The following is a 26,723-nucleotide window of genomic DNA, read 5'->3' as shown; positions in this document are numbered from 1 at the left end:
TCATGAACTTTGACAAGCAACCTGAAGTGCACGTCGCGATTTTCGGCTTTATGACCTCCTTCATCTGGGAGTTTCTGCAGATGCCCTTTTTTGATGTCGGACAGGCAACCTATTGGGAGAGGACATTGGGCTGCACGCAAGCAAGTTTCGGCGATGCCGGGATCCTGCTCGTCGCCTATTCGCTCGTCTCTTTGCTCAAACGAAATAGATACTGGATGTTCGATCCAAAGATCTGGATGTTGGGGGTCTATTTGGGAACGGGTCTGACAATCACGCTAGTCATCGAAATATTCGCGACGAAGGTGCCGCGCGACTGGGATTGGGGTTGGCGCTATAGCGACCTTATGCCGGTCATACCGTTTGTAGATGTCGGCCTGATCCCTATTGTGATGTGGATCGTTATACCTTCGATCACACTCTGGTTCGCGAGAAGGCAGCCCCAAGTAGACAGGAAAGATCCATGACTGATAAAAAAGACGCCGAGCTATATCGGGACCCTTATCGTGCGCTTTCCCGCTGGGACAATGAAGGTGGCGCACAAACCGAAGAGGATAACCGGACATCGGAATATCCGCACATAGGTAACGCCGAACTCGTCCAGCTTAGAGTTCGCGTTATTGCACTGGAGAATATCGTGTTGGCTCTGCTTTCGGAAAGCCCAGATAAAACCCATGAAAAAGTTCGTGCATTGGCAGAACTTATTTCACCCAGGGAGGATGCGACACAACATCCTCTGACAACGGAAGCGGTATCGCATATGAACCGCTTTGCGGACCGGGCAGCGCGATTTAGAAGTGAATGGCGATGAACGACCACGGGAGCGCTGTGAAAACCGGTAAAAAAACCTCGTCCTACAAAGCGGGCAGCCTGACATTGGCGGGAACAGTGGCAATGGGCACCGGTGTTATGATCGGTGCGGGGATATTTGCTCTGACCGGGCAGGTTGCGGAATTATCCGGCCCATTATTCCCGCTGGCTTTCCTTATTGCCGCCGTGATCAGCGGATTTAGCGCTTATACCTATATCAAGGTGTCCAATAAATATCCTTCCGCTGGCGGCATCGCCATGATCCTGCAAAAGGCCTATGGACCCGCGACAGTGACGGGAGCCGCTGCGCTAATGATGGCCTTCTCGATGATCATCAATGAAAGCCTCGTTGCCCGGACGTTCGGGACTTACACATTGCAACTCTTCGACGTTGGCCGCGATTCCATCTTGGTGCCGATACTCGCTATCGGCCTGATCATTTTTGCCTTTCTCGTCAATATCGCAAGCAACAAGATTATCGGGTCGATTTCATCGGTCACTGCAATACTCAAAATCGGCGGCATATTGATATTCTCTCTCGCGATACTTTGGGCCGCTGGTTTCACCTTTGAATCTGCGCAAAGTGCGCCAGAAAGCGCGGCCTCTCCGACCGGATTTATCGCCGGGATTGCCCTCGCCATTCTTGCGTTCAAGGGCTTTACGACAATTACCAACAGCGGCGGAGAAGTTGTCCATCCTGAAAAGAACGTAGGTCGTGCGATCATGATCTCGCTGGCGATCTGTCTGCTCGTCTATATGGCGGTGGCCTTTGCGGTCGGCTCGACGCTTGGCATTGATGAAATTGCCGCGGCGAAGGACTATGCGCTCGCTGAAGCGGCCCGCCCGGCCTTTGGTGACTATGGTGTTTGGTTTACCGTTGCCATTGCCATTATTGCAACGGCATCGGGACTTCTTGCCAGTGTGTTTGCGGTCTCCCGCATGCTTGCGATGCTGACCGATATGGAGCTTATTCCGCACCGTCACTTTGGCATGCCTGGCGGCATTCAGACGCATACATTGGTTTATACCGTCATAGCAGCAGGCTTGCTGGCCGCATTTTTTGATCTGGGCCGTATCGCATCGCTTGGCGCGATTTTCTATCTGGTGATGGACATCGTCATCCACTGGGGTGTGTTCAGATATTTACGTAAGGATGTAGGAGCCCAAGGATGGGTATTGCTGAGCGCGATATTTTTCGATGTCGTTGTGCTCGGCGCTTTCCTGATGATGAAAGCCAACAGTGATCCGTGGATTATAGTCATCGCATTTGTCGGCATCGTTATCATCGTCGGGTTCGAGAAATATTATTTGTCAAACAAGCGAAGTTTAACCGACGCCAACACGCATGGAGGGCATGGCAATTGAATGTCGGCTTTTGGTCAAAATCAATTTTTGAGTAATGGTCTGTTCTTGGGCGCATTTCAGATCGTCTGCGATTGGGCCGATTGCCGACGGTCCGGTTCTGTGCAGCTGGTCCGACTAGCGGACAAAAACGCAGAGCGATTGCAATGTCAGCTTCCGCACCAGTTTCGGTCATTAGAATTGATTGGATGGAACATAAAAGCGGCTGGTCGGCAAACGCCCCTTTTTGGAGACATTCGCAGCTGCCCGGCTTTATGTCCGCTTCGCGCCCAATTGTCGTCATTCCGAAGGCTGACGCTGGTTCCTGGAAGCTGTCATTGCCTGAAGTCGATGCAGTCGCACCATAATGGCAATAACTGGGTGGTGACCCGCGAGTCCATTTTATACAATTCAACCAGATGCCTGCGCGCTAGTATCAACGATGGAACGACATTCGCGACCCGCCGTTCCAACGCCCCGTCGACCTCCCCGGTCGTCGGGGTTTTTTCTATAATGGAGATGTCCGCTTCTGGGTGGAAAGCGGACTGTCTGTTTTAAGAGCCACAATGCGTGAAGGCAGATGCTCCTTTATCGGTCGAAGGTGACTGTTTGCGCCAAATACTAACGGGCCTAGGCACCTTTTGTTATTGGTCTGAAATTCGTTGCCCGTTGATATCAATTTCATATTTTTTAGCGTGTTTTCCTCGCCAGAGAATGAACAGACCCGAAATCACAATCAATGCTGATCCAACCATCATTGAATGGCTTAACTGTTCACCAAAGAGCGCAATGCCAAGGGCAATACCAAAAAGGAGCCGCGTATATCTGAACGGGGTAACGGCTGAGACCTCACCCGTTCGCATTGCTTTCATCAGACACGAATAAGCACAAACGCCCGCGAGGACTGCCCCCAATATATAGAGAGACATTTCGAAGTTAGGCTGGACATATAAAGTCGCTTGCCAAACGGACACCAAAACCCCGGCAAGAATGATCGACAAAAACCCGTATAATCCGAGAATCCACGTGCTCAGCGATGCCGGCGCGGCGCGGCTAGCCAAATCGCGACCCGCGAACCCTATCATTCCCACGACAGCCAAAATTGAAAGCATGGAAAAGCTATCGGTCCCTGGCTGGACGATAATCACGATCCCGATCAATCCAAGGATGATTGCCGTCCATCTTCGCCATCCTACCTTTTCACCAAAGATCAATGCCGCCCCTGCCACGACAACAAGCGGCGTTGCCTGAAGGATCACGGTAGCGGCCGACAGTGGGATCAAAGCAATGGCTAGCACGTAGAACAATCGCCCGACGACCTCAAAGAAAACGCGGACGAGCATAGAGCGTGAAACGACTTCCCGGACAAAGAGAGGATCATCGTTGAGCTTGATCACACAGGCAAATATGAACGCCCCGCCTAAGCCAAACATGATGAGAATCTGACCGACCGGTAGTGTAACAGCCGCCGCTTTGACAAATGCATCCTCTATCGCAAAAATGGCCATGCCAACGACCATCCAAATGCTACCAAACAAGTTTTCATTATGATCGCTTACGTTTTTGATGGTCACAGTTTGCCCAATTTAATATTTCGATTTGATGACAGGATCGACGATTGCCAATTGGCCGATTTCCGCCTGTTTCTCGATGGCTAAGCTTCCTGATCCAATCACAGTCTATGCCCACTAATGATTCATCTGTTATCCAGTTATGGGCTCGATGGCCAGTGTAGCGGCATAAGCTATTGGACAGGATATTAATGACTATTTGTCACTAATGTCATGCTGCTTGCAATATAGGTGCAGGCCAATTCCATCTCTATATTACCACCGGCTGGAGATATCCCGCGACCTACAAATATGCTCAGATCGATGACGGGGCGTCAGCAAATATGTTATTTCATAAGGATACAAGCATGCAACATGAGACTAGCGAGCTTATCAAATCAGGAATTAGGCTCAAGTGCGGGGCATGTGAAAAAGGAAGCTTATTCAGATCCTATCTAAAATTCTACGATAGCTGCCCAAACTGCGGATTAGATTTAACAGTTGCCGATACCGCCGACGGCCCAGCTTTTTTCGTTGGTTTCTTTACAATGATTGTGATCACACCGTTAATCCTTGTTGCAATCCTGTCATTCGATAGCTGGATCGCCAAAGCAATCGCATTCATAATCGGTATTTTAACAGGGGTCATAGTTTGCTTACTTCTTCTTCCACCAGTTAAGGCAATATTGCTGAATTTACAGATTGAACATAATTCGGGTGAAGGATCTGTAGCAAGCTGACGGACGGGTTTTACGACAAGCTTATTTTGTCGCGCTATCGGGTTGCGGACACAATTTAGTATCATCGGTTTTCATTGTGGGAGCAGGCACAATCAATGTTTTTTCGATATAGTTCGACAATCCATCGATAAAAACCCGTGATTTCGAAGGTAAATGTTGGCGGTTTGGATAGACAGCAAATATAGCACGGTCGTCCTGAATGACATTGTTCATGAGCAGCGGCTTGAGCCGTCCTGCGGCTAAATCATCGCTAACCAGGAAATGCGCCAAACGCGCGACGCCCATTCCTTGCAATGCCGCTTTCTTAACTGTGAGGCCTATTCCTGAAAAATTGCTCTCGATAAATATCGTCTCAATTTTGCCATCAGTTCCAAATTTCCATTGGTCATTTGTGGTGCCTCTTGCGTGTATGGTTAGGCAGCGATGCTCAGACAGCTCGCTGGGCAAAGCTGGCGTGCCATGTTGCTCTAGGTAGTCAGGAGACGCGCAGACGACCCAAGGATCATCGATAAGCTTGCGGATAATGAATGAATTTTCGTCAGGCTTCGCAAAAAGAATAGCGACATCAATTCGTTCGCCGAGTAAATTAATCCCACCATCAGCCTGCATCAGGGTAATGGAAAGGTCTGGAAAGTTTTGAGAAAAGGTTTTCAAGAACGGGACAATAACGTGCATTGAGAATGCATCGGATGCAGCGACCCGCAATATTCCTCTTGGATTGCCACTTAAGTCGCGGACTGCGCTCTCAGCGTCATCGATAGATTGGAGTATCCCCTCACAGCGCTCGAACAATGCCTCACCGGCCTCAGTTAGAGACAAGGCTCTCGTTGTCCGGTTAAACAATCGGACACCAAGCCGTTCCTCAAATCGGCTAATCTTTCTGCTTACACCAGAAGCGGTAAGTCCAAACCGCCGCGCTGCGCCAACGAAGCTTCCTGTTAGCACGACCTCAGCGAAAACCGACATTTCTCCAATGGAATCCATACAATAGCATGTTTACGTTTGATGATATTAAGTCAACAATCAAGTTTGGGCTAGCGGGGCCGGGAGATCAGCGAGCAGACTAAGGATGAAATCGTAGCGGGTCTTGGACTTTTCTCACTTTGAACGCACGAAGATCGCGTCCACTTTCGAGCGGACGCAAACACCTCAGGAGTGGCCGGGATTGCGGCGGAAGCTGACATTACAATCGCTCCGCGTTTAATGTCCGCTAGTTGGGCTGGCTATCCAGAACCGGACAGTCCGCAATCGGCCCAACTACAGACGGAGCGAAATGCGCCCAAATGACGTCATTCCCAAGGTCGACGCTCGTTCCTAGAAGCTACCATCGCCTGAACTCAACGCGTCCGGGAATTAATGGCAACAATCGGTCAGTATACCATGCCGACACCAAGAGCACCATTCACTGAGGTCCGCTTTTCTGCGGCGCGATAGCGGCAGTTTCAAAAAGAACTGATTGAAGAACGGGAAATTTGAAATTCCCGGGTTGAAGGGAAAAAAGAATATAGCCGCATGCGTCGGCATATGGAGTCCTGAAAAATGAAAATAGTAAAATTTATAAACGACTTGCAGTCGATCACGATGCCTAAGCCAATAAATGATTATGAAGAGGAGAGTGGAAAATCCCGATATATAGAACTTCGGGCACGTCCGCCGTAAGCGGACAAAGGCGCCTCTCAGGCGCTCTGGGGGACGCAGACCTTTTTCTGCGTCCCCCAGTGGCTGCTGAGCAGCTTGTCAGCAATTATCTTGCATGCTCTTTACAGTTTCTTAATTGTCTCCCAGTTATGGCGAAGCCACGGGGCCGGGCTCGGCCTCCGCTTTTCCCCTCTACCCCCTAATTCAATAACCCTTTCATTACTCGGGTATTGATTTGTAGGTGTTCGCGTCTTGCGAACTATTGTGATTGCCGCTTCGGTTTTAACCGATCAATCGGTGACCCAGGCTTTAGGCAAGGTCTGTATATCAAAAATTACATTGGCATCTCCGATCGTGCCGATGACCGGGACCGACAACTGCTTCCGCGTCGTTCGCTTTCCTAGATCCTTGCGGGCGAGGTCGAACCCGTGCTCGTGGTAGGAACATTCGCCATCGCGTATTTCGACATCTCCGTTTATTCTTACATTCATCTCAAGCGGTTCGCTAGTTTGAAGCACGAGACGGGCCAAGGCTCCTTCTTTCCAAATTCTGCAGTCATCATACACTGTGGCTTCGCCCCATCCGCTTGCGTCGAAAAAGCTGATTTTCATGTCGTCCAGCCGATGCTTGGAATTGTATTTTGACTTATCTATAGCGACATAGATTATGTTCCAGTCCTGTTCAAAAGAGTATTCGGCAATGTCGAATTCCGCTTCTTTGGTCAGTCTGCTGCCTCCCATAACCAGTGTATTCAACCCCGGGCATGGCGTAGCAATGGAGGCACAGAATTCGTTTTCAACTGCGAGCAAGATATCATTTACACCGCATTGGTAGTCGGATGGGTTAACTGGAATGGTATAGTTCATAAGATTCTTTCCTTTGCGGCTTTGCCGCGCTGAGTGGTTTCGAACCACGAAGCTGGAATTTTTCCTTTCAACTTCATGATTCAAATTTTCTGCTGTTCTGAAAGAATTACTCTCTTCTGAATTACCTATCCCGATGCTGTGCTGCCCCGCATCTTACGTCTGACCCGATAGCAGGCCCTAACCCCCTACCCTCGCCTCGAGCCAAAAATGCTAGTTGCCCCGCATTCTCTGGGCCAACATCGAATCCAAGTTAACGGATGTCGACTAGCCGATGGATAGACCATCTCGGCCATTGCCAAATCCACGAATGCCGCCTTTTGGATATCCTCGGCAAAAAAGCAGAAGATCAGCCGCGCCATGAAATGATTCATATTGACGCGCCGCTCGGCGGTGGCCCAATTTGGATTGTCTTGTAGCAGCGTCAAATACAGCCGATTGAGCCGGCTGGTCGCTCAAATGTCGAAGGAACTTTCGCGGATCTGCTTGACCGTAGTGATACCCGCGAGCGGCAGGAAAAAGCCGAAATGGTTCGGGAAATCAACATAGTCGCAGTCCACGGTTTCGCCACCGGTCAAGTCCTCGGCATGCAAAGTCTCGCCATCTGTGGCGAGAATGAATTTGGCCTTGGCAGATTGCGTCTTCGGGCTTTCCCGCAGGGCTTTCAGCGTGCCGTCGACCGTGCCTGTGTCGCAAGTTGCAATATGGATATGATTGCGCTGTAAGACCGCGCCATCCATATTGCTCTGGTCGCTGTTACCGCTTTTCAGCTGCTTGATCGTGGTGGCTTTATTCCCGAACGCAGCCAGAAATTGATAGGAAAATTCAGCAGCATCAAAGGGCTGTTCGGCCAATTCCGATATGGCTTGTTCGATTTCAACTGCATTCATATTGCAGCGCTAACTTGGAACGGCAACGGCTGGCAAGAAAGAACGGCTAGAGCATTCAATTATTCATACGTTGCTGGGTCGTGATTATCGAAAACAACAGTTTTATTTCGGGCGAATGCAAAATGTCATCGTGCGAATTTGAGGATATCAAGTTGTGCACAGGGCCTTGAGTCCCTGATAGTGAACGGGCGCCAACGTATCTATCATCTCTAACAAAAAGCTAATATTCTTTTTGGTTTCCGCTACAAGAGAAGGGTCGAAGCTTTTCCCGGTTGGGTGGGACTGGTCGTTCACAAACTTGTAAATTGCTGTTTTTTTGTGTTCATCAAAATGCACCCCCTCAAGCTTCCGATACGAGCTTTTTGAGGAGGGTGTGTAGAATTCGAGAAACGTCTCTAGCACTTTGCGAGCGATATTGGGCAGATGGTATGCATTAGCGATAGTGCCATCGCACGTGTAGCTGTATAACTGCTTAAATAAGTAGTGATACTCAGTAGAATAGTCGCGAAGCAGAGGGTCGAGCGGGATGATAATCGCGTTGCGGGCGTCGGTGTTATCGTTGCAACGGATCATATAGTGCCGAGCAGCCTTTTTGTTTTGATTGTGCCAATTCAGCAGTAGCCGAAGAAACTCAAAGTTATGAGTGAGAATGAATACTTGTTTGGCATTCTTTACGCCGTTTTTCAGGAACGAAAATGCCTGATAGATGGCCGATGCGTCCAGACTGGAAATTGGATCGTCTATTACCACGACGCCTTCGCTCAAGTTGAAATCCTGATCGCCGAGTTGCACAAGAAAATACACGAACGCGATTGCAGTTTTTTCTCCCTCGCTCAATCGTTTAGCGGGCTTGCCGCTGCGCTCGACCCGGTAACCTTCAACATCGGACTCGAACTTAAGGTCACTGCGGCCCAAGAATGTGCGGACATTGCTGGTCAGCTCGGCGCTTGCTGCGTGAGAACTAGAAACCTTAGCGCGCTTTTCTTCGAATGAGTCTTTGAGGTCGCTCAGACTTCGGGGATCGGCAAAGCCTATTGAACCATCGACTAGCTTCGTGATCTCATTTGTCACGATATCGATCTTGTCTTGCAGATCCTTCACTGGCACTTTTATGCTTGAGATATAATGTGCTTCGATGCGCTCACGTGCCGCAGCCAAGGTTTCGGCGAAGGCGTTGGTCTTGGCGTTGTTTTGGTCAACAAGGGAGCATAACGCATCGATCGCGGTGAATAATTTCGAGCAATCTATACAAATATCGACCTCGTAAGAGACAGCGCGACGATCTAGCTTCTCAACCAAAATGTTCGTCAATTGAATAAGCTGTGCGCGAGCTTCGTTTGCAGCAGCCTCAAACATTGCAGCGGCACTATCTACTTGATCGCGAAGTTCCGAATAAAACGCCGGTTTTGGCGGGGGGTTCATGTCATCGATGGCGCGCAGAATATGTCCGGTAAGAGCACGTATCGCCATTACATCGGCTTTTAGTCGCTGGTCCTCGACTCCGAAATGCTTTGCAAGCTGGCTTAAACGATCCGGTGGAAGCTGCTGTGAGCAGAACTCGCACGAAGTCGACGCATGCTCGCGGTGGATAGACAAGCCTTCTTCCACCCATTTAGCGATAGCGGGCTGTTCACTCAAACGCGCAAGAGCGCTGCCTTGCGCGGAGCGCATCGTAAGGGATCGTGTCTGCTCGACGGCAATCTCTACCCATTCCGATAAAGGCCGGGCACTATTATCAGAGAGTAATGCAACCACTGGTTGCCTAAAGGGTTTGATCAAGTCCTGTTGTTCTTGACGGACGCTCGTGCGATGAAGCTCCAGCTCTCTCTTTGACAGCGTTATTGGCTCTGTAATTTTATCAAATGCCTTTTCTGAATTTTGCTTACGATAGTTCCGCAATGCTGTTCCGCTCGTGGCCTCACTAATTGTTTTTGCGACCTCGGAAAATAGTTTTCCTTTGGAAACTTCATCCCTTTGGATAGTTTCTTTGAATTCCTTGATTTTCAGTTGGCGCGCATCAAATATCGCTTGTTCAGCTAAGGCTTCCTCCGCCAGAACCTTGTTTTCCTCTCCTACTATCAGAATGGGCCGGAGTGGGCCTTTAAACTGACCGATGTTTGCTTCAATGAAATCGGCATTGAAGACGCGGATCTTGCGGTTGTATGCAGTCCCTTGATTAAGTTTTCCCGTCTCGACCTTGATCTCGTATGTTAGTTCCGGATAATCGGGGTGGTGGGCTTGATTCAGGGCTCCCAGTAGCCGTGTCAGCGTAGTTTTCCCCGAAGCATTGTCGCCGTAAATACAATTGTAACGCGCAAAATCGGGAAGATCGTTCGCAGCGATGAAGCTATCAAAAATACCGAGCTTCGTGATTTTTTTGATGGATTTTAGCATCTAACTTACCTTCCCGTCTAACGCCGGAATGATGAAAGGCTGGCCGTGATCGACTTGCACCTCGATGCTAGTCTCGCCGTATTCTCCTGGGGCCGCGAGTGCAACAATGAACCGCGACGATAACTCACTTGGCTCGTTTTCCGGCGGAAGGGTGTGGCGCTCTGGCAATCTGCGGAAAAGGGTCGTGTGATAAATCCAGATATCGTTGCCACGCAATAGCACCATGAGCTGCTTTACACGGCGACGCAGGATGATTTCCTCTGTGGACGTTATCGTATCCAAGATGCTGCGCTCACTCCAAGTCAATGAAGTGAGGGCCGCAATCAAATCCTCGGCGTATTGAGCCGTCATATCGGTGAGTGGAACCATGATTTCACAGACGAAGTCGTTGGATTGGTTCGCCGACTTGATTAGCAAACCCTCATCCATTGTCACGGTTGCAAGGTCGTAATCGAAACGAGGGACAAGCTTCTCTTTACGAAAGTCGTTAAGGACGGCCTCAAATATATTGTGCTCGGAAGCTGGTAGAATGTTTGTAACGGGTTGGCTCATCGAAATCTGTTCGCGCCTTACACCCAGCTCTTTCGCCAATCGATCGAGCGTTTTTACTGATATCGGTGCGTTTTCATTTTCAATTTGACGCAACTTCCGCTCACTGATGCAAATTGCGTATGACAGTTCTTTTTGTGTCGAGTTCTTCTCCAAGTTGGAGCGCAACTCTTTAATAAGATGACCATTTGGTGTAACTTGTTTCATGCACATTTCCTTTTAGTTCGTCTAAAAGCGCAATAGCAAGCTATTTGGGTGTATAGTCGGCATACCATCGGCAAAGACCGGCATGTAACCGGCAACGGCTTGATCGGTGACCACCATGTGTTTGTGACCTCCTGAACGACATGCGTTCTGACGGTCGAAACATGATGGGTTTTATCAGGTGGCAGCAACTTCACTCTAACGGCAATTGTTGATTAATCGCGCAATCTCGAACAGTCATTCCACCGACTGCCAAATTTTGATCTTTTCCCAACCTATAACCGAGCTGAATTATATGATTATAATATGAAAAACTCGAAACTTATTTGATATCCAAATTAGACATCATCCAAACCAAATCCATGGTGAGCTGTTCTACTCTCAGCGCTTGGCCGGCTATTGACCAGTAAATTATTTTTCAAATTTCCTTATCACGGTCCGAACCTGCGAAGGGCTCCATTCGCCACCTTGCGGAGCACGACTAGGCCTTTGCAGTATGTCCCATAAATTATGTGGATAAATCAGTGGAAAAACGCAAAATCGCGGTTGCCGACTTGATTCGAAACGGCGCGCGAGTCATGGTGCAAAATCAGAGCCACGAGAGGGTGCCACGGCAGGGTGCCACGGGGTTTTGACTCGCAGAGAAACCAAAGGTTTTTCAGGCGCTTAGCTGTTAAACAAAAGTTGGTTGGGGTGGCAGGATTCGAACCTGCGCATGGCGGCATCAAAAGCCGCTGCCTTACCACTTGGCGACACCCCAATATTGCCGGCCCCTTGCTGTCGGGCCACGCTGGTGAACGGGCCTATTATCCAGTTTGCCCGCAGGGGGCAAGAGGCAGTTACAACTATGCGTCAAACAATCTTTTTACCCAGCCATGCTGGTCGGGGGCGACGCCGCGCTGGATATCGACAAGCCGCCGGCGCAATTTTTCGGTCAGCTGCCCCGGACCGCCGCTGCCGATGCTGAATTCCCCTTCGGCGGACTTGACGGTGCCGACCGCCGTGACGACCGCTGCGGTACCGCAGGCAAAGGTTTCGACCAGCTTGCCGCTGGCTGCGTCGGCTTCCCATTGGTCAATGGAATAAGGCTCTTCGACCACCGTCAGCCCTTCTTCACGGGCAAGGGTGATGATCGATTCCCGGGTGATGCCCGGTAGAATCGTTCCGCCCAGCGGCGGCGTGACCAGCGTACCGTCGTCCATGACGAAGAATAGATTCATGCCGCCCAACTCTTCCACCCATTTATGCTCGGCTGCATCGAGGAACACCACCTGGTCGCACTGTTTCTCGATCGCTTCGGCCTGAGCGACCAGGCTGGCGGCGTAATTGCCGCCGCACTTGGCCGCCCCGGTGCCGCCCGGTGCGGCGCGGCTATATTGTTCGGAAACCCAGATGCTGATCGCCGACGCGCCGCTTTTGAAATAGCCACCCGCCGGTGACGCGATCACCAGATAGAGATATTCCTTCGCCGGGCGCACGCCGAGAAACACTTCGCTGGCGAACATGAACGGGCGCAGATACATCGAGCCACCTTCAACCGAGGGGAACCATTCGCGGTCAATATCGACCAGCGCCTCGACCGAATCGAGGAACAGCTTTTCCGGCAGTTCGGGCATCGCCATCCGCCGGGCCGACGCCTGAAAGCGCCGGGCGTTTTCCTCGGGGCGGAACAGCGCCGTCGCGCCATCGGCGAGGCGATAGGCCTTCATGCCCTCGAATATTTCCTGGGCATAATGCAGCACCGAGGAGGCGGGGTCCATCAGGATCGGCTCGCGCTTGGTAATCCGCGCATCATGCCAGCCATCGGTTTCGCTATAGCGGATCATCGCCATATGATCGGTGAACAAAGTCCCGAAACCCGGGTTCTCCAGAAGCTTCGTCCGCTCGCTGGCGTGCAGCGGAGTCGCGCTGGGCTCGAGTTTGAATTCGAGGCTGTTTTTATCTGCCATTTACTGCCGCCTTCGCTGTTGTTCATGCTGCCATTGGAGGAATTGGAAGCAGGTTTCAATTGCCTTGCAATCCCCTAATCAGCCTGTCAAGATACGTCAACATGACTGACGTATCTCGCCCCAGCACATCCCCCGGAGCTTCGCCGCTTTTCCTGCGCGAAGACGAGGTCCGACGCGGTGTCGAGCTGTTGTATTTCGGCTATACAAGACTGACAAACGCGATCGATCAGGAGCTGGAAAAACAGGGTCTCGGCCGAGCCCACCACCGGGCGCTATATTTCATCGCGCGGCAGCCCGAACTGACCGTGGGCGAGCTGCTGAAACTGCTCGCGATCACCAAACAGTCGCTCGGCCGGGTGCTGAAGGAATTGCAGGACCGGGGCTTTATTCTTACCTCGCCCGGCATCATTGACCGGCGGCAGAAATTGCTGCGCCTTACCGATAAGGGGGCAGCACTGGAGGCGGAATTGTTTCGGCAATTGCGCGAGAAGCTGTCGTCCGCCTATGTTTCCGCCGGTCAGGAATCGGTAACCGGATTCTGGCATGTTCTGGAAGGCCTGATACCCGAGACCGACCGCAAGATGGTGTTCGATCTGCGCAGAGACAATGGCTGACCAGTGACCGGACGGGTCAGCCTGGCGACCATCCCCCGCACAGCTTTCGGATACGCCTGATCCGAGCCGTTCTCAGGCTTCGCCAATCGTATCGACCATCGCATGCTCGATTGCATCTCTGGGGCTTTTGTCGCTCCACAGGACGAACTGGAAGACAGGATAGAAGCGTTCCCACTCCTCAATCGCCAGATCGACAATCGTCTGAGCCTGATCGAGCCCCAGCATGCCGCTACCACCCAGCAAGGTCGCGTGGCGGAACAGCAGAACATTATTGTTCGACCAGAGATCGAAATGGCCGAGCCAGAGCTGTTCGTTGATCAGCCCGAGCGTTTCGTAAATGACGGTTGTTTTTTCTTGCGGCACCCGGATTTCCGGTAGCAGCAGAATTTGCAGGACATGATCTTCGTTTCGCCAGATCGCGCGCATCTGGTAGCTCGTCCAGTTGCCCTTTATCTCGACGGACAGTTCGTCATCGCCGACATGGTCCACCGCCCAGCCGCGGGCCTCGAAAAAGGCCGCCAGCATGTCCACGGGTGGCGCTTCATCTTGATCAAGCTCTTCCCATTGGTCGTCTAGCATCGCGGTTCCAGATCCTTTTCAGATAAAAGTCTAGTGGCCCACTCGCGGGATCAGGGCAAGGCAAGCGGAGGCTCGCCTTCACATTGATTGTGGGAACGCTGTGGATAATGAACCGCCTTCGAAAGCGGATCAGGCCGGGCTCAACTGTCGGTCTTGGGTGCCGCAGTCTTGCTGGCGGCCGCTTTTGGCGCTGCCGCTTTTCTGGTGGCAGGCTTGCGGGTAGTTACGCGTTTAGCCGCCGGTTTCTTGGCAGGGCCAGAGGCCCCCTTTTCCAGCGCATCGAGGCGCTTCTTCAACGCGTCGGCTTCAGCGCGCGCCTTTGCCGCCATTTCCTTTACTGCCTCGAATTCCTCGCGCGAGACGAAATCCATTCCGCCGACCCATTCCTTGGCCCGCTCCCGGGCACTTGATTCCGCTTCACGGCCCACTCCCGCCACGGTTCCGGCAAGGCCATTCAGGACTTTGGAAATATCATCGAAAAAGCGGTTTTGGCTCTGCATGTCTCTTCACTCCGTGAGGGCCTGGTCCGGCCCGGAAAAAATATTCTCTATATCTGGGTTCTCGCGGCCGGAACCACAAGGGTTTCCGCACCCGGATTCAACCATTCTATCTGCTTGTTGAGAACCGCGGCAAAACATAGCCATGCCAGATAGGGCACCATCAGCCACGCGGCGGCCTTGCGGACGCGGCCGAATACCAGCGTTGTGCCCAGAGCCAGCAGGAAGATGATGACCAGCAGCCAGAAGGCGGCACCGACCTGATGCATGCCGAAAAACAGCACCGGCCAGAACAGGTTCAACGCATATTGTAAAAGATAAAGGACGATTGCCGTACCGCGCAGGGGCGCGCCGCGAGCGTGCAGCACCATCGCAAAGGCAGTGCCCATCATCGCATAGAGCAAGGCCCACGCGCCGCCGAACACCGCTCCAGGCGGTTGCGCGTCCGGCTTGGTCAAAGCCTGGAACCACCGGTTTTCCTCACCGGAATTTGCGAATTGGCTAAAGGCAAAGCCGAGCAGCACGGTGATCGGCACGACGAACAATATCCAGCGCAGCAAAGACATTCGCAACTGGCCTTTTGAAGCAATCTGATTCATGCGCGCATCACCCTTGATCGAAAATTTCACGAATCGTCCGGGCCGCTTTCTACCCGAAGCCCTTTTGTTCTAACAATTTCCTGCCATTTGGCCAGCGCTAAGCCGCCGGTTTCCCGGAGCCGCGAATCCGCCGATTTGCTGGTCTTGCTCTTGGTATTCCGGTCCATGATCGCCATGTTCAGCGGACGGCCGGTTTCACCTGCAAGCGGGCCAAAGCTTTGATTGTTAGAAATAGGACGGACTGCTAAGCGCTTTCTCATGAACGATAAAACCAATCCCGTCGAAAAAGACACCCCTCCGGCACCGCTCAAAAAAATTGGAAATCTGCGGATGGTGTTCGATCGCGCCATCGCTTATCCCAAGCAGATTGCCTTTGCGCTGCTGGCCCTGTTCGTGTCCGCCATGGCCACGCTGGCCATTCCCGCCGGCTTCAAGACGATCATCGACAAGGGCTTCATGGCTGGCAACGGGGACATCGCACCCTATTTTCAGGGCCTGCTGGGTATCGTCGCAATTCTGGCGGTAGCCACAGCCTTTCGCTTCTATTTCGTCAGCTGGCTCGGCGAGCGGGTGGTCGCCGACCTCCGACTGGCAGTGCAAGCCAATCTGTTGCGCTTGGCTCCCGGCTTTTTCGAGGAAAACCGGCCATCGGAGATTGCCTCGCGGATGACATCCGATACCGCGATTATCGAGCAGGTGGTGGGAACCACAGTGTCCGTCGCCCTGCGCAATATCGTGATCGGGATTGGCGGGATTGTTTATCTGTTCACACTGGCTCCGGCGCTGACCGCGGGTCTGCTGATTGCCATCCCGGTGATCATCCTGCCGATCGTGTTCATCGGCCGCAAGCTGACCAATGTCTCCCGCTCCAGCCAGGACCGGGTTGCCGATGTCGGCGCAATGATAGCCGAAACCCTGGGTGCCATGAAGATTGTTCAGGCCTTCGGACAGGAGAAGCGCGAGCATGAACGTTTTGGTGGCGCGGTCGAATCAACCTTCGAAACCGCCAAACGGCGGATCCGGCTGCGCGCGGCGATGACCGCCATCGTTATCGGGCTGATCTTCACCGGTATCACGATGCTGATGTGGCGCGGCGCCATCGGCGTGGCAGAGGGCAGCATTTCCGGTGGTACCATTGCTGCCTTCGTTATCACCGGCGGCCTGGTTGCCGGAGCCTTTGGCGCGCTTACCGAAGTTTATGGCGATCTTTTGCGCGGCGCCGGCGCAGCAGGCCGGCTGGCGGAATTGCTGTCGGAAAAACCCGGCATTGCAGCGCCAGAAAATCCTATCGCCCTGCCCGAACCATCGCGTGGGAAAATCGCCTTCGACAATGTTTCCTTCGCCTATCCGACACGCCCGGACACACAGGCGCTGAGCAATTTTTCCCTAACCGTATCACCCGGCGAAACGGTTGCCGTGGTCGGCCCCTCCGGAGCCGGCAAATCCACCTTGTTCCAGCTTGCCCAGCGATTCTACGACCCTCAGAGCGGGTCTGTCCGCATCGACGGGGTCGCCCTGCCCTCAGCCGAACCAGCGGCAATCAGGCAGCGCATGGCACTGGTACCGCAAGAAACCGTATTATTTGCAGCGTCCGCCCGCGATAATCTGCGCTATGGCCAATGGGACGCAACCGACGAGGAAATATGGGCAGCGGCGCGGGCGGCCAATGCCGAAACATTTCTTCGCGCCCTCCCCGACGGGCTGGACAGCTTCATGGGCGAGGCGGGCACGCGGCTGTCCGGAGGCCAGCGGCAGCGTATCTCGATCGCCCGTGCCCTGCTGCGGAACACTCCAATCCTGCTACTCGATGAAGCCACATCCGCACTGGACGCGGAAAGCGAAAAGCTGGTGCAGGATGCACTTGATCACCTGATGGAAGACCGCACCACGATCGTCATCGCCCATCGTCTCGCAACTGTCCGGTCGGCGGATCGCATCATTGTGATGGACGAGGGCAAGATCGTCGAGCAGGGCGACCACGACAGCCTGATCGCGAAAAATGGCCTCTATGCCCGGCTTGCTGACCTGCAATTCAGCAGCGCGGAAACGAGCCGGTCCACCATCACGTCCTGATCCGATTCGCCGCTATGACAGCAGGCCTGAAAGGGTCAGCCGTGCTCAATCCGCCCGCCGCGACTTTCGGAGACGGCGCCAGAGAAAATAGGCGAACGGATTGATTACCAGCAGGCTGGAAAGCTACGGGAGGACGGCGGCTGCTCCGGTCCCTTCCCCCAATGCCAGGCTGACGATGATTTTCAGAACGGTTCCGGCGTTGATCACCAGCAGACCAAGCCAGTGATTGCGCTGCCAGAAGGCGTAAAACAGCAAGAACAGAAATATCAGGACCGCGACGATCAACCCGAGGAGCGGCAACTTGCTTTCGTTCGAGAAAAAGAGGTCTGCCTTCCATTGCAGATATTCTCGGATCGCCGGATCAGTCGATTCAGGAGCGGCAAACCAGAAAAGACTGGTCGCGAGCAGCAGCACGAAACCGAGCACATGCCAGATTTTCTGGCGATAGGCATAATAAGCAGCGGGGATGACGAACAAGGGCCGCGAATACCAGGAAAAGAGATTCTGATGCCGATCCCAGACCCATGCGCCCATATCCGCTCCGCAGAAAAAGGCGGATGTGAAGATGATGGCGGAATAAACCAGGATCACCCCGATTATCCAGAGCAGAACCACGTCTATCTTCGCTGATGTGGTCTTTGTCATCGCTGGTCCTCCCCGCTACGGCTGCATGGGTTATATCCTGCCCGCAAATGCCTGGTGAGTTGCAATTTCCGCGCCCCCTTTCGTGCAGGACGAAAGCCCGGCTGGAATCGGGTCTGCACCACAAAAAAAAGGGCCGCGATATTGCTACCGCGACCCCTGTAAATGCATTGCGTCGAACCTAGTTCGGCGGGCGGCTAGCCTTGTTGAAGCTGCCATATTGCTCGTTGCCGACAAAACCGAATTTGGAGACACCGCTATCCTTGATCACCGCCAATGTCCGGTCGGTGGTCAGGTAGGCGCTCAGAGGATCGGGCTGGAACTGCAGTTCCGGCTCCGGCACCATCGATTTGGTCTGCGCCAGATATTGTTTGACCTGATTCAGCGAAACTTCGCTGTCATTCCAGGTAATCTGGTTTGTCGCCGTGATCCCAAGGCGGTTTTTGACCGGATCTATGGGAGGTGGATTGGATGGATCGTTATCAGACACCGGCAAGTCGATTTTGACTGCGTGGGTCTGCACGGGGATCGTGATGATGAACATGATGAGAAGAACCAACAGGACGTCGATGAGCGGCGTCGTGTTCATCTCCATCATTGGCTCGCCATCATCTTTTCCGCCACTCATTGCCATTCGGGAGTCTCCTTAACCTTCAATAACTCTAGTCGCCGGTCGAACTATTCGACTGCGATCGGTGTGGAAATAAAGCCTACTTTTGCAAAGCCGGCACGCTGCATCGAATAGATTGCACCGCCGATGCACTTATAAGGCGTATTGATGTCACCGCGGATGTGAACCTCCGGCATATCTTCCGGTGTCATATTCTCGACGCCTCCAAAGGATTCAATCTGGTCCTCCAGCTGCTTGACCGCTTTGCTGACCAGCTCGTTGGAATCAACCGGGCTGGTACCCCAGTATACACGGCAGTTTCCGCCCGGCGTGGCTCCTGAATATCCTTCTTCGCCCGGATCACGTCCTGCGGCGTCCGTCGTGGTGATCGACAGCAGCACATTCTCTTTCTTCGTCGTGGTAACTTCAAAAGGAAGCACCGGCAGCTCGAGTTCCACGGTCTGGATAACCACGGGAACAGCGATCAGAAAAATGATCAGCAGCACCAGCATAACGTCCACGAGTGGGGTGGTATTAATATCGGATAGAGGAGTTTCCTCGCCGCTATCGCCCCCAACATTCATCGCCATAGGATTTTATCCTCTCAAAACTAAACATCTGAAGGAAGCGAAGGCCTCCTTGTCGTGCGTTGGCCGGGTTGCTGCGTGATACACGGCGGGCAACCCGGCCTACGGCTTACTTCTTCGCGGCAGGCGCAGCTGGTTTCGCAGCAGGCTTGGCAGCAGCAGCGTTCGCAACTGGCTTAACGCCACCGTCCGAAGCCATGTAGCCCAGAACGTCATTGGAGAATGCAGCCAGCTGCTCGGAGATGCGCTTGTTGCGTCCCTGCAGCCAGTTGTAGGCGAGAACGGCAGGAACAGCCACACCAAGACCCAGCGCGGTCATGATCAGAGCTTCACCAACAGGACCAGCAACAGCGTCGATCGATGCCTGGCCGGCGATGCCGATCTTGATCAGGGCGCGATAGATGCCGATAACCGTACCGAACAGGCCGATGAACGGCGACGTTGCACCAACGGTAGCCAACCATGGAAGACCGGTAGCGAGCTTCGACTTGATCAGATCCTGCGACCGTTCGATCGAACCGTGCAGCCAGTCGTGCGCTTCAACCGGGTCGGTCAATTTGGCGTGATCAGCGTCTGCCTTGATCGCGTCGTCGACGATCTGGCGGTAGGCGGAATTCTTGTCGAGCTTGGCAGCGCCTTCCTTGAGGCTGCCTGCGCGCCAGAAAGTCGAGCGCATTGCAGCCCCCTGCTTCATGACTTTGTTCTGCTCGAACAATTTCGAGAACAGGATGTAGAAAGACGATACCGACATGATGGTCAGAATTGCGAGAACAGACCATGCGATAACGCCGCCCTGTTCCATTGCTTCCCAAAAACCGAAAGCATTTTGTGGAGCCGCCGGTGCAGCGGCCAAAATTTCAATCAACATTTTAACATTCCCCTCAGGATAAACTAATTGCAATAAACTGTTGTTGGGAAGGGTTAGTTGGAGGAGCCCTTCCCGATTACATTATTCCGGTATCTGCCAACGTACGGCGTTGGCGTAATAACCGGTGGTAGGTTCACCGTTCGCGTCCAGAGAAGGTCTGAAGCGCGCACGCCGCGTCAGGTTTTTGCAGGCAGCCTGGTCAAGATCAGCATGGCCGCTAGAACCTGTGATCTGACAATCAGTTACCCGACCATTTGCTCCGACGGTTAGCCGGAAACGTGTGGTCCCTTCGCGTTCTTCACGCAGAGCCCGCGAAGGATAGTCATTCGCGTTGGCCCAGTTCCCCGGATTACCGCGAGGCTCCGGATTTGCGCGCTGTGGCGGTGGCGGAGGCGGTGGTGCCGGTGGAGCGGCAACAACCGGTGCCGGAGGTGGCGGCGCAGTCGGTACGGTCCGGATTACCGGCCGCGGTGCAACCACGGGAGCCACGATTGGCGGAGGCGACACTACGGGTGGCGGCTCGATCGGCTGGTCTGGCGGAGGTGGAGGTGGCTCCTCAGGTTCTTCCGGTGGTTCTTCCTCTTCAATGTCGATCATGTCCAGCTGCGTGGCAACCTTCTTGACGGCAGTATAGGCTAGCCCAGTGACCAGCGCATAGCCAAGTAACAGGTGAATGATTACGACAAGAACGATCGATATGATCTTGTTCGAACTCATCTCTTGGTCAGCATAAGCCATTCAGAAATGTAACTCCTTTTTCCCCATCACAAGGTATTATTCTCCATTGCTGAAGTTCCAGACAAAGAGCGAGAGGCTTGGAACAAACCGTCGCGACCCTTTTTATCCCCGTGACAACTTTTCGTTCGCTTGAAAGCCATCTTAAATTTGTTTTAACGTGCTAGTTCCACGCAGGCAATCGCTTTGTTGGTTCAGCAGCGATTAAGCTGTTAAAGGCCTAAAATACGGGCTAAAAACTGCCTATCATAAATGTTAAAACAAGGGAAAATCATGCGCTTTTTCACGATATTTGCGGTCACGCTGTTTTTCTCTCAAATTGCTGGCATTCCGGCTTTTTCACAGGTTTCGGGCGATGGTGACAGCCTGCAATATGCCGACATTGCAGACCTTAGCGAGAACGCTCCTATCATCGCCCATGTAACGGTTAAAAAAGCGATTGAAGTAGACCCCGAACGCGCGCCGAATGCGCCACCGAACACCCGGCGTTTTTATATAATTGCATCGACCAATGCCCTGATTCGCGGCGACGGAGGCATCGGTGAAACGATTCGTTATGTAACAGATTTGCCGCTGGACAATCGCGGGCGCGCTCCGAAAATCAAAAAGAAGCCCTTCATCATATTCGCCCGCCGCGCGCCCGGCAGCGGTGACAATGTGCAGTTGACCGCAAAGGACGGCCAGATCGCCTGGACAACCAGTCGGGAACAGCGCATCCGTTCGCTGGTCCGCGAATTGGTTGCCCATGACGCACCGCCCGCGATTTCCCGGATCGCCAGCGCGTTTCACGTGCCGGGTACAATCATCGGTGAAGGGGAGACGCAGATTTTTCTGGAAACCGAAAGCGGTTCACCGATCTCGATTACCATATTGAAACGGGCTGGCCAGCAGCGGTTCTGGGCCGTCTCGCTGGGAGAGATTGTCGATGAAGCCGCCCGTGCTCCGATGAGAAACAGCCTGCTCTGGTACCGGCTGGCCTGTTTCCTCCCCCGTCAGTTGCCAACCAGCGCATTGGCCGGCAATGCACCGGCCGATGCACGACAAGCCAGCAGCGACTACCAGATGGTGCTCAACGATCTCGGCGACTGCCCGCGCTCACGCCAGCCCTGAGACTCTACCTACCTATATTGTCCAGCCGATAACGGCCAACTTATACTGGCATTCGATCAGGGCGGCGCTAATAAGGCGCCAACCATCCCACCTGAATCGCAAAAAGGCTTATTCACCATGACTGCTCCGCTACGCATCGCGCTCGCCGGACTGGGTACCGTCGGCACCGGCGTTATCCGGCTGATAGAAGAAAATGGTGCCATGATCACGCAACGGGCCGGTCGTCCGATCGTGGTAACCGCTGTCTCGGCCCGTGACCGCAACCGAGACCGCGGCATCGACCTGACACCTTATTCCTGGTGCGACAGGACCGCAGATCTGGCGACCCATGATGATGTCGACTGCGTTGTCGAGCTGATCGGCGGTTCCGACGGGACCGCGCTGGAACTGGCGCGGCAGAGTCTGGCGGCCGGCAAGTCATTCGTTACTGCCAACAAGGCCATGATCGCCCATCACGGGATGGAATTGGCACAGGCTGCGGAAAATGCGAATCTCTCGCTTCGCTATGAAGCCGCAGTCGCCGGCGGGATACCGGTGATCAAGGGATTGCGCGACGGTGCCTCGGCCAACCGGATCGAGCGGGTCTATGGCATTCTTAATGGCACCTGCAATTATATCCTCACGGCCATGGAAAAACACGGCCGCGACTTTGACGAAGTGCTGCAGGAAGCGCAGGAGATCGGCTATGCCGAAGCCGATCCCAGTTTCGACATTGACGGTGTCGATGCGGCGCACAAGCTCGCCATCCTGGCGGCACTGTCATTCGGCAAGGCGCTCGACTTCGACGGTGTCGAGATCGACGGCATCCGCCATATCATGGCGGCGGATATCGGTCAGGCCAAGGCCTTGGGCTATCGCATCCGCCTGCTCGGCATGGCCCGGATCGACAATGGGAAACTGTTCCAGCGGGTCAATCCCTATCTGGTACCGGAAAATCATCCGCTGGCCCATATCGAGGGTTCGACCAATGCCGTGGTTGCCGAGGGCAATTTTTCCGGCCGCCTGATGTTTCAGGGCGCCGGTGCCGGCGAAGGGCCGACGGCTTCGGCCGTCATGGCCGACCTGATCGATATCGCGCGCGGCGATGCCGGGACGGTCTTTGCCGCCCCTGCCAGCGCCATGGAGCCTTGCGAACGGGCCGAAAGCGGCAACCGGACCGGCAAAAGCTATGTTCGCTTCATCGTCGCCGACAAACCCGGTGTGCTCGCCGAAATCACCGCCGCCATGCGCGATGCAAATGTTTCGATCGAAAGCCTCATCCAGACCGCGAAAACCGATGAAGGGTCAGTGCTGATCTCCATGGTTACCCATGACAGCCGTGAGCGCAATGTCTCGGAAAGCCTGGAAGCCCTGTCCACCTCCACCAGCTTGCAGGCTGTTCCCGTGGTGATGCATCTGCTGAGCGATCAGGACTGATTCCGCCTCCGGTTGCAGCCGCAGCCGGAGTTATCAACCGGGTGGATCGGGAAAAGCTGTCTCGACATTGCAATATCGCTCCCCTATCGAGAATTCGAAATTGCCCCTTACAGAAGGACTGATCGATAATATGCCACAAGCAAGCGACATATTGGACCGCGTACTGGTCATGGAAATGGTACGCGTTACCGAAGCAGCCGCCATATCGGCAGCCAATCTGATTGGCCGCGGCGACGAAAAAGCCGCCGATGCGGCTGCCGTCGAAGCGATGCGCGCCGCGCTTAACGAACTGGACATTTGCGGTACGGTCGTGATCGGCGAAGGCGAACGCGACGAAGCGCCGATGCTGTTTATCGGAGAAAAGGTCGGCCGCGGCTGCGAAGGCAAAGCCCCGGCAATCGATATTGCGCTTGACCCTCTGGAAGGCACAACCATCACCGCCAAGGCCGGTGCCAATGCTCTGGCCGTGCTGGCCATTGCGGAACAGGGCAATCTGCTGAACGCGCCTGACGTCTATATGGACAAGCTTGCGGTTGGTCCGGGCTATTCGCCCGACATTATCGATCTCAACAAGTCGGTCACCGAAAATGTCGCCGCAGTTGCCAAGGAAAAAGGGGTCGAGCCGGCCGAAATTATCGTCTGTGTTCTGGATCGTCCACGGCACGACAAGATCATTGCCGAATTGCGCGAAATCGGATGCGGCATCATGCTGATCCCGGACGGAGATGTTGCCGGTGTGATCGCTACCACCGACGAAGACACAACGGTCGACATGTATATGGGCAGCGGCGGCGCGCCCGAAGGCGTGCTTGCAGCGGCCGCGCTGCGCTGCGTCGGCGGGCAGTTCAAGGGCCGCCTGCTGTTCCGCAATGACGACGAGCGCCAGCGCGCCTATAAATGGGGTATCGAGGATCTGGACAAGGTCTATGACCTGAAAGAACTGGCCAAGGGCGATGTTATCTTTGCCGCTACCGGCGTGACCCACGGTTCGCTGCTGGAAGGCGTCAAGAAATTGCGCGGTGGCAAAATGACCACGGAAAGCGTTGTCATGCGCGCTTCTTCCGGCACCGTACGCTGGGTCAAGAGCGAGCATCGCGAAAGCTGACAATGGCCATCGCCAGCCTGCTGTCGCCCAACCATCTCGCATCCCGAGCCAGATGGGCGATTCTGGCTTTGCCCTGGCTGATAGCCGGATGCGTGACACCGGTTGACTATGGCAAGATCCGCCATTCCGACTATGTCGCCGCCGAACGGTGCAATCCCGAGCCGGACGCCGCGTTGGCACCAGATGCCGCTGAAAGGCCGTTTTTCTTTGTCACGAGCCGGCTGCCGGACTGCCTGACCGAGAATATCCGGCTGCTGCATCATCGAGGCGACAAGGTCCGCTACGGCCGTTTTGCCGGGCCGCAGGAGGTGGAACGCGAACCGGGAAAAACCACCCGTACCATCCCCCTCGCATTCTCCGATTCGCAGCAATGGTGGGCCAATCTTGCCGCTGGAATGCAAAATGCGGATGGTCGCGTGCTGCTCTATGTCCACGGCTATCGGGAGACCTTTTTCACCAGTTCGCGCGACACCGACCAGATCATGCGACTGACCGGCTTTGCCGGCCCGGCGATCCAGTATAGCTGGCCCTCGCAGGGCGCCTTGCTGAAATATCCCGTCGATGAGACCAATATGTACTGGGACGAGCGCAATTTCCGCAAGTTCCTGATGCAGCTGGCTCAGCTCGAAACGACCAAGGAAATTGTGCTGATTTCCCATTCGCTCGGCGCGCGGCTGGTACTGCCGTCGGTGGAATATGTCGACCGCAACGTACCCAATGGCGATTCGAGTGTCATTTCGAACATCATTCTGGTCTCGCCGGATGTCGACACCCAGGATTTCGAACGCGATATCGCCGAGGAAATATTGTCTGAGCGGCGGGTGCGCAACGACCGGCGGATCACCGTATACGCATCGATCAAGGATCGCGCCCTGTCGCTGTCCGATGACATTCACGGCTATCCCCGGCTCGGCTACCCACGCTGTTTCAGTCCGTTCGAGGCTGCGGAACTCGAGGCCCGCGGCCTTCCCGAGCGTTGCTATGCGGCGCATCCGAAATATGCCGAAGCGATCGGCAAGGCGGCGCTGACCATCATCGACACGACCGCCGTCAGCCGGGGCCGCACCGGCCACAGCAACTATCTGCAAAGCGCACCGGCCTGCAGCGATTTCGCCGCGGTCGTCAGCGGCGAAAGAATGCCGGAAGGACGCGAACCAACCCATCTCGGGCATGTCTTCGTCCTGCCACCGATCGCCTCGGACGAGAAGCCCGATCATCTGGCGATCTGCCGCCGCAAGGAATGACGAGCCGCCCACCCGACGCGCTGGCCGGCCTGCTGAACGAAATCCGGGCCTGCACGATCTGCACCGGTCTGCCGCTCGGCCCCAAACCCCTGGTACAGGCGGACAGCGCCGCGCGGATCCTGCTGGTCGGCCAGGCGCCGGGCAGCAAGACCCACGAGAAAGGCCGTCCGTTCGACGATGTCAGCGGCAAGCGGCTGCGCGACTGGCTGGGCGTGACCGAGGCGCAATTCTACGATCCGCGCCTGTTCGCGATCGTGCCGATGGGATTCTGCTTTCCCGGCAGCGGCAAAGGCGGAGACATGCCGCCACGACCGGAATGCGCGCCGGCCTGGCGCAAGCCGCTGCTCGAGGCCCTGCCCAATATCCGGCTGACGCTGGTTCTGGGCCAGCATGCGATGAACTGGCATCTGGGAGAGCGCAAATCCCGCACGCTTACCGAAACGGTGAAACGCTGGCGGGAGTTCTGGCCGGAGCTATTGCCCCTGCCCCACCCCAGCCCGCGCAATATCCGCTGGTTCAAGGCCAATCCCTGGTTCGAAGCGGATGTGATACCGGTCCTGCAGGACCGTGTGCGCGAGCTGATCTAGAATATACCCATAGCGAGGCCCGCCGATATCGTGGCACCCGTCTCGGCACATCGCTGGCGGTCGGTTTCGGAAATCGTTTTCGGTGCCAATATCTGCTTTTCAGTCTGCGCATGGGTGCAGACTATGAGGCTGTCGATGACTTTCTTGAGCCGCCAGCCGGTGGCGATCCGCTCCAGCTGTTTCTGCGCATTCTCGCCATCCGATCCGGCGCAGATCATTGCCGCATAGGAGCGGCCTTCGATCTTCCCAAGCAAGGGATAATAGCAGCGATCGAAAAAGGCTTTCATCACCCCGGCAATCGCCGCCAGATTTTCCGGCGTCGCAAAAATATAGCCGTCGGCGGACAGCATATGCTCCGGCTGGCAGTCTTCCGCGCGCAGGATGTCTATTTCGATGCCATCCTCAACCTGCCCTGCCCGGGCAGCGGCCTCGACCATCTGCGCGGTGCCGCCGGTATAGCTGTAATAGATGATCAGAAGCTTTTTCATCGCCTTCTCCCTAGCAAGCAACAGACCGATTGTCAGCGCCGCTG

The 26,723-nt window shown here is 54.5% G+C and carries 27 protein-coding genes, 1 tRNA gene and 1 pseudogene; 11 read left to right on the top strand and 18 right to left on the bottom strand.

Annotation, left to right across the window (positions count from 1 at the left end):
• Nucleotides 1-2 precede the first annotated feature (2 nt).
• The 3 genes from ACHZCJ_RS14475 to ACHZCJ_RS14465 are packed head-to-tail and all read left to right on the top strand — an operon-like array spanning nucleotide 3 to nucleotide 2,172.
• Nucleotides 3-464, top strand: a complete 462-nt coding sequence (locus tag ACHZCJ_RS14475) for a hypothetical protein (protein WP_100093768.1) — start codon at nucleotides 3-5, stop codon at nucleotides 462-464.
• Nucleotides 461-808: a hypothetical protein gene (locus ACHZCJ_RS14470; RefSeq protein WP_100093767.1), complete on the top strand. Its 348-nt coding sequence runs from the start codon at nucleotides 461-463 to the stop codon at nucleotides 806-808. The genes ACHZCJ_RS14475 and ACHZCJ_RS14470 overlap by 4 nt, the downstream gene beginning before the upstream one ends.
• Nucleotides 805-2,172 (top strand): APC family permease, encoded by a 1,368-nt coding sequence (locus ACHZCJ_RS14465; RefSeq protein WP_100093766.1) that lies wholly within the window; start codon nucleotides 805-807, stop codon nucleotides 2,170-2,172. The genes ACHZCJ_RS14470 and ACHZCJ_RS14465 overlap by 4 nt, the downstream gene beginning before the upstream one ends.
• A 620-nt stretch (nucleotides 2,173-2,792) precedes the next feature.
• Here the strand turns inward: ACHZCJ_RS14465 and ACHZCJ_RS14460 are convergent.
• Nucleotides 2,793-3,722 (bottom strand): DMT family transporter, encoded by a 930-nt coding sequence (locus tag ACHZCJ_RS14460; RefSeq protein WP_201295655.1) that lies wholly within the window; start codon nucleotides 3,720-3,722, stop codon nucleotides 2,793-2,795.
• A 344-nt stretch (nucleotides 3,723-4,066) separates the two neighbouring features.
• On the opposite strand from ACHZCJ_RS14460, the gene ACHZCJ_RS14455 reads away from it, so the two are divergent.
• The gene (locus tag ACHZCJ_RS14455; RefSeq protein ID WP_159645592.1) at nucleotides 4,067-4,438 is read left to right on the top strand and encodes a DUF983 domain-containing protein; all 372 of its coding nucleotides are present in this window, start codon (nucleotides 4,067-4,069) and stop codon (nucleotides 4,436-4,438) included.
• Between the two features lie 21 nt (nucleotides 4,439-4,459).
• Here the strand turns inward: ACHZCJ_RS14455 and ACHZCJ_RS14450 are convergent, their stop codons facing one another.
• The 7 genes and pseudogenes from ACHZCJ_RS14450 to ACHZCJ_RS14420 form a co-directional block, all read right to left on the bottom strand.
• Nucleotides 4,460-5,404, bottom strand: coding sequence for a LysR family transcriptional regulator (locus tag ACHZCJ_RS14450; RefSeq protein ID WP_159645595.1), 945 nt, complete (start codon nucleotides 5,402-5,404; stop codon nucleotides 4,460-4,462).
• A 962-nt stretch (nucleotides 5,405-6,366) separates the two neighbouring features.
• Nucleotides 6,367-6,942, bottom strand: a complete 576-nt coding sequence (locus ACHZCJ_RS14445; RefSeq protein WP_123906289.1) for a hypothetical protein — start codon at nucleotides 6,940-6,942, stop codon at nucleotides 6,367-6,369.
• Nucleotides 6,943-7,199: 257 nt separating this feature from the next.
• Nucleotides 7,200-7,829 (bottom strand): annotated as a pseudogene (locus ACHZCJ_RS14440) (type IIL restriction-modification enzyme MmeI); the annotation flags it as partial.
• 147 nt (nucleotides 7,830-7,976) lie between these two features.
• Nucleotides 7,977-10,223, bottom strand: a complete 2,247-nt coding sequence (locus ACHZCJ_RS14435) for an AAA family ATPase (RefSeq protein WP_100093761.1) — start codon at nucleotides 10,221-10,223, stop codon at nucleotides 7,977-7,979.
• The gene (locus ACHZCJ_RS14430; protein ID WP_100093760.1) at nucleotides 10,224-10,979 is read right to left on the bottom strand and encodes a helix-turn-helix transcriptional regulator; all 756 of its coding nucleotides are present in this window, start codon (nucleotides 10,977-10,979) and stop codon (nucleotides 10,224-10,226) included.
• Nucleotides 10,980-11,661: 682 nt separating this feature from the next.
• A tRNA-Gln gene (locus ACHZCJ_RS14425) sits at nucleotides 11,662-11,736 on the bottom strand.
• A gap of 85 nt (nucleotides 11,737-11,821) precedes the next feature.
• Nucleotides 11,822-12,925, bottom strand: coding sequence for a branched-chain amino acid aminotransferase (locus tag ACHZCJ_RS14420; protein ID WP_321327215.1), 1,104 nt, complete (start codon nucleotides 12,923-12,925; stop codon nucleotides 11,822-11,824).
• Between the two features lie 101 nt (nucleotides 12,926-13,026).
• Here ACHZCJ_RS14420 and ACHZCJ_RS14415 point away from each other — a divergent pair, with 101 nt between their 5' ends.
• The gene (locus ACHZCJ_RS14415) at nucleotides 13,027-13,539 is read left to right on the top strand and encodes a MarR family winged helix-turn-helix transcriptional regulator (protein ID WP_159645601.1); all 513 of its coding nucleotides are present in this window, start codon (nucleotides 13,027-13,029) and stop codon (nucleotides 13,537-13,539) included.
• A gap of 72 nt (nucleotides 13,540-13,611) precedes the next feature.
• On the opposite strand, the gene ACHZCJ_RS14410 is transcribed toward ACHZCJ_RS14415, so the two are convergent.
• From ACHZCJ_RS14410 to ACHZCJ_RS14395, 4 genes are all read right to left on the bottom strand, one after another.
• Nucleotides 13,612-14,118: a YbjN domain-containing protein gene (locus tag ACHZCJ_RS14410; RefSeq protein WP_321327213.1), complete on the bottom strand. Its 507-nt coding sequence runs from the start codon at nucleotides 14,116-14,118 to the stop codon at nucleotides 13,612-13,614.
• Nucleotides 14,119-14,258: 140 nt separating this feature from the next.
• Nucleotides 14,259-14,618: an accessory factor UbiK family protein gene (locus ACHZCJ_RS14405; protein WP_321327211.1), complete on the bottom strand. Its 360-nt coding sequence runs from the start codon at nucleotides 14,616-14,618 to the stop codon at nucleotides 14,259-14,261.
• Between the two features lie 47 nt (nucleotides 14,619-14,665).
• A complete protein-coding gene (locus ACHZCJ_RS14400; protein ID WP_159648002.1) occupies nucleotides 14,666-15,214 on the bottom strand; it encodes a TspO/MBR family protein in 549 nt (182 codons plus the stop codon).
• Between the two features lie 26 nt (nucleotides 15,215-15,240).
• Nucleotides 15,241-15,564: a hypothetical protein gene (locus tag ACHZCJ_RS14395; protein ID WP_321327835.1), complete on the bottom strand. Its 324-nt coding sequence runs from the start codon at nucleotides 15,562-15,564 to the stop codon at nucleotides 15,241-15,243.
• Here ACHZCJ_RS14395 and ACHZCJ_RS14390 point away from each other — a divergent pair.
• A complete protein-coding gene (locus ACHZCJ_RS14390; protein ID WP_321327208.1) occupies nucleotides 15,473-17,287 on the top strand; it encodes an ABC transporter transmembrane domain-containing protein in 1,815 nt (604 codons plus the stop codon). The two genes, ACHZCJ_RS14395 and ACHZCJ_RS14390, sit on opposite strands and share 92 nt — an antisense overlap.
• Nucleotides 17,288-17,410: 123 nt before the next feature.
• On the opposite strand, the gene ACHZCJ_RS14385 is transcribed toward ACHZCJ_RS14390, so the two are convergent.
• The 5 genes from ACHZCJ_RS14385 to ACHZCJ_RS14365 form a co-directional block, all read right to left on the bottom strand.
• Nucleotides 17,411-17,932, bottom strand: a complete 522-nt coding sequence (locus tag ACHZCJ_RS14385) for a hypothetical protein (protein WP_321327206.1) — start codon at nucleotides 17,930-17,932, stop codon at nucleotides 17,411-17,413.
• A 178-nt stretch (nucleotides 17,933-18,110) separates the two neighbouring features.
• A complete protein-coding gene (locus ACHZCJ_RS14380; protein ID WP_159645616.1) occupies nucleotides 18,111-18,563 on the bottom strand; it encodes a biopolymer transporter ExbD in 453 nt (150 codons plus the stop codon).
• Nucleotides 18,564-18,607: 44 nt separating this feature from the next.
• A complete protein-coding gene (locus ACHZCJ_RS14375; protein ID WP_159645619.1) occupies nucleotides 18,608-19,129 on the bottom strand; it encodes a biopolymer transporter ExbD in 522 nt (173 codons plus the stop codon).
• A gap of 106 nt (nucleotides 19,130-19,235) precedes the next feature.
• Entirely contained in the window at nucleotides 19,236-19,994 is a 759-nt protein-coding gene (locus tag ACHZCJ_RS14370) for a MotA/TolQ/ExbB proton channel family protein (protein WP_159645622.1), read from the bottom strand.
• Between the two features lie 81 nt (nucleotides 19,995-20,075).
• Nucleotides 20,076-20,732, bottom strand: a complete 657-nt coding sequence (locus tag ACHZCJ_RS14365; RefSeq protein WP_159645625.1) for an energy transducer TonB — start codon at nucleotides 20,730-20,732, stop codon at nucleotides 20,076-20,078.
• 270 nt (nucleotides 20,733-21,002) lie between these two features.
• Between ACHZCJ_RS14365 and ACHZCJ_RS14360 the strand changes: the two genes are divergently transcribed.
• The 5 genes from ACHZCJ_RS14360 (at nucleotide 21,003) to ACHZCJ_RS14340 (ending at nucleotide 26,191) form a co-directional block, all read left to right on the top strand.
• Entirely contained in the window at nucleotides 21,003-21,839 is an 837-nt protein-coding gene (locus tag ACHZCJ_RS14360) for a hypothetical protein (protein ID WP_321327202.1), read from the top strand.
• A gap of 117 nt (nucleotides 21,840-21,956) precedes the next feature.
• Nucleotides 21,957-23,255, top strand: coding sequence for a homoserine dehydrogenase (locus tag ACHZCJ_RS14355; protein ID WP_159645628.1), 1,299 nt, complete (start codon nucleotides 21,957-21,959; stop codon nucleotides 23,253-23,255).
• Nucleotides 23,256-23,385: 130 nt separating this feature from the next.
• Nucleotides 23,386-24,360, top strand: a complete 975-nt coding sequence (gene glpX, locus ACHZCJ_RS14350) for a class II fructose-bisphosphatase (protein WP_159645630.1) — start codon at nucleotides 23,386-23,388, stop codon at nucleotides 24,358-24,360.
• Between the two features lie 2 nt (nucleotides 24,361-24,362).
• On the top strand, nucleotides 24,363-25,604 hold the full coding sequence (locus ACHZCJ_RS14345; protein ID WP_159645633.1) for an alpha/beta hydrolase: 1,242 nt from the start codon (nucleotides 24,363-24,365) through the stop codon (nucleotides 25,602-25,604).
• Nucleotides 25,601-26,191, top strand: a complete 591-nt coding sequence (locus ACHZCJ_RS14340; protein WP_321327200.1) for a uracil-DNA glycosylase family protein — start codon at nucleotides 25,601-25,603, stop codon at nucleotides 26,189-26,191. Before ACHZCJ_RS14345 ends, ACHZCJ_RS14340 begins: the two co-directional genes overlap by 4 nt.
• On the opposite strand, the gene ACHZCJ_RS14335 is transcribed toward ACHZCJ_RS14340, so the two are convergent.
• On the bottom strand, nucleotides 26,188-26,679 hold the full coding sequence (locus tag ACHZCJ_RS14335) for an NAD(P)H-dependent oxidoreductase (RefSeq protein ID WP_321327199.1): 492 nt from the start codon (nucleotides 26,677-26,679) through the stop codon (nucleotides 26,188-26,190). The genes ACHZCJ_RS14340 and ACHZCJ_RS14335 overlap by 4 nt on opposite strands.
• Nucleotides 26,680-26,723 lie beyond the last annotated feature (44 nt).

Origin of the sequence: uncultured Parasphingorhabdus sp., assembly GCF_963677535.2 — a bacterium.
Classification (GTDB): domain Bacteria; phylum Pseudomonadota; class Alphaproteobacteria; order Sphingomonadales; family Sphingomonadaceae; genus Parasphingorhabdus.
This window is presented reverse-complemented; position numbering and strand designations above follow the sequence as displayed.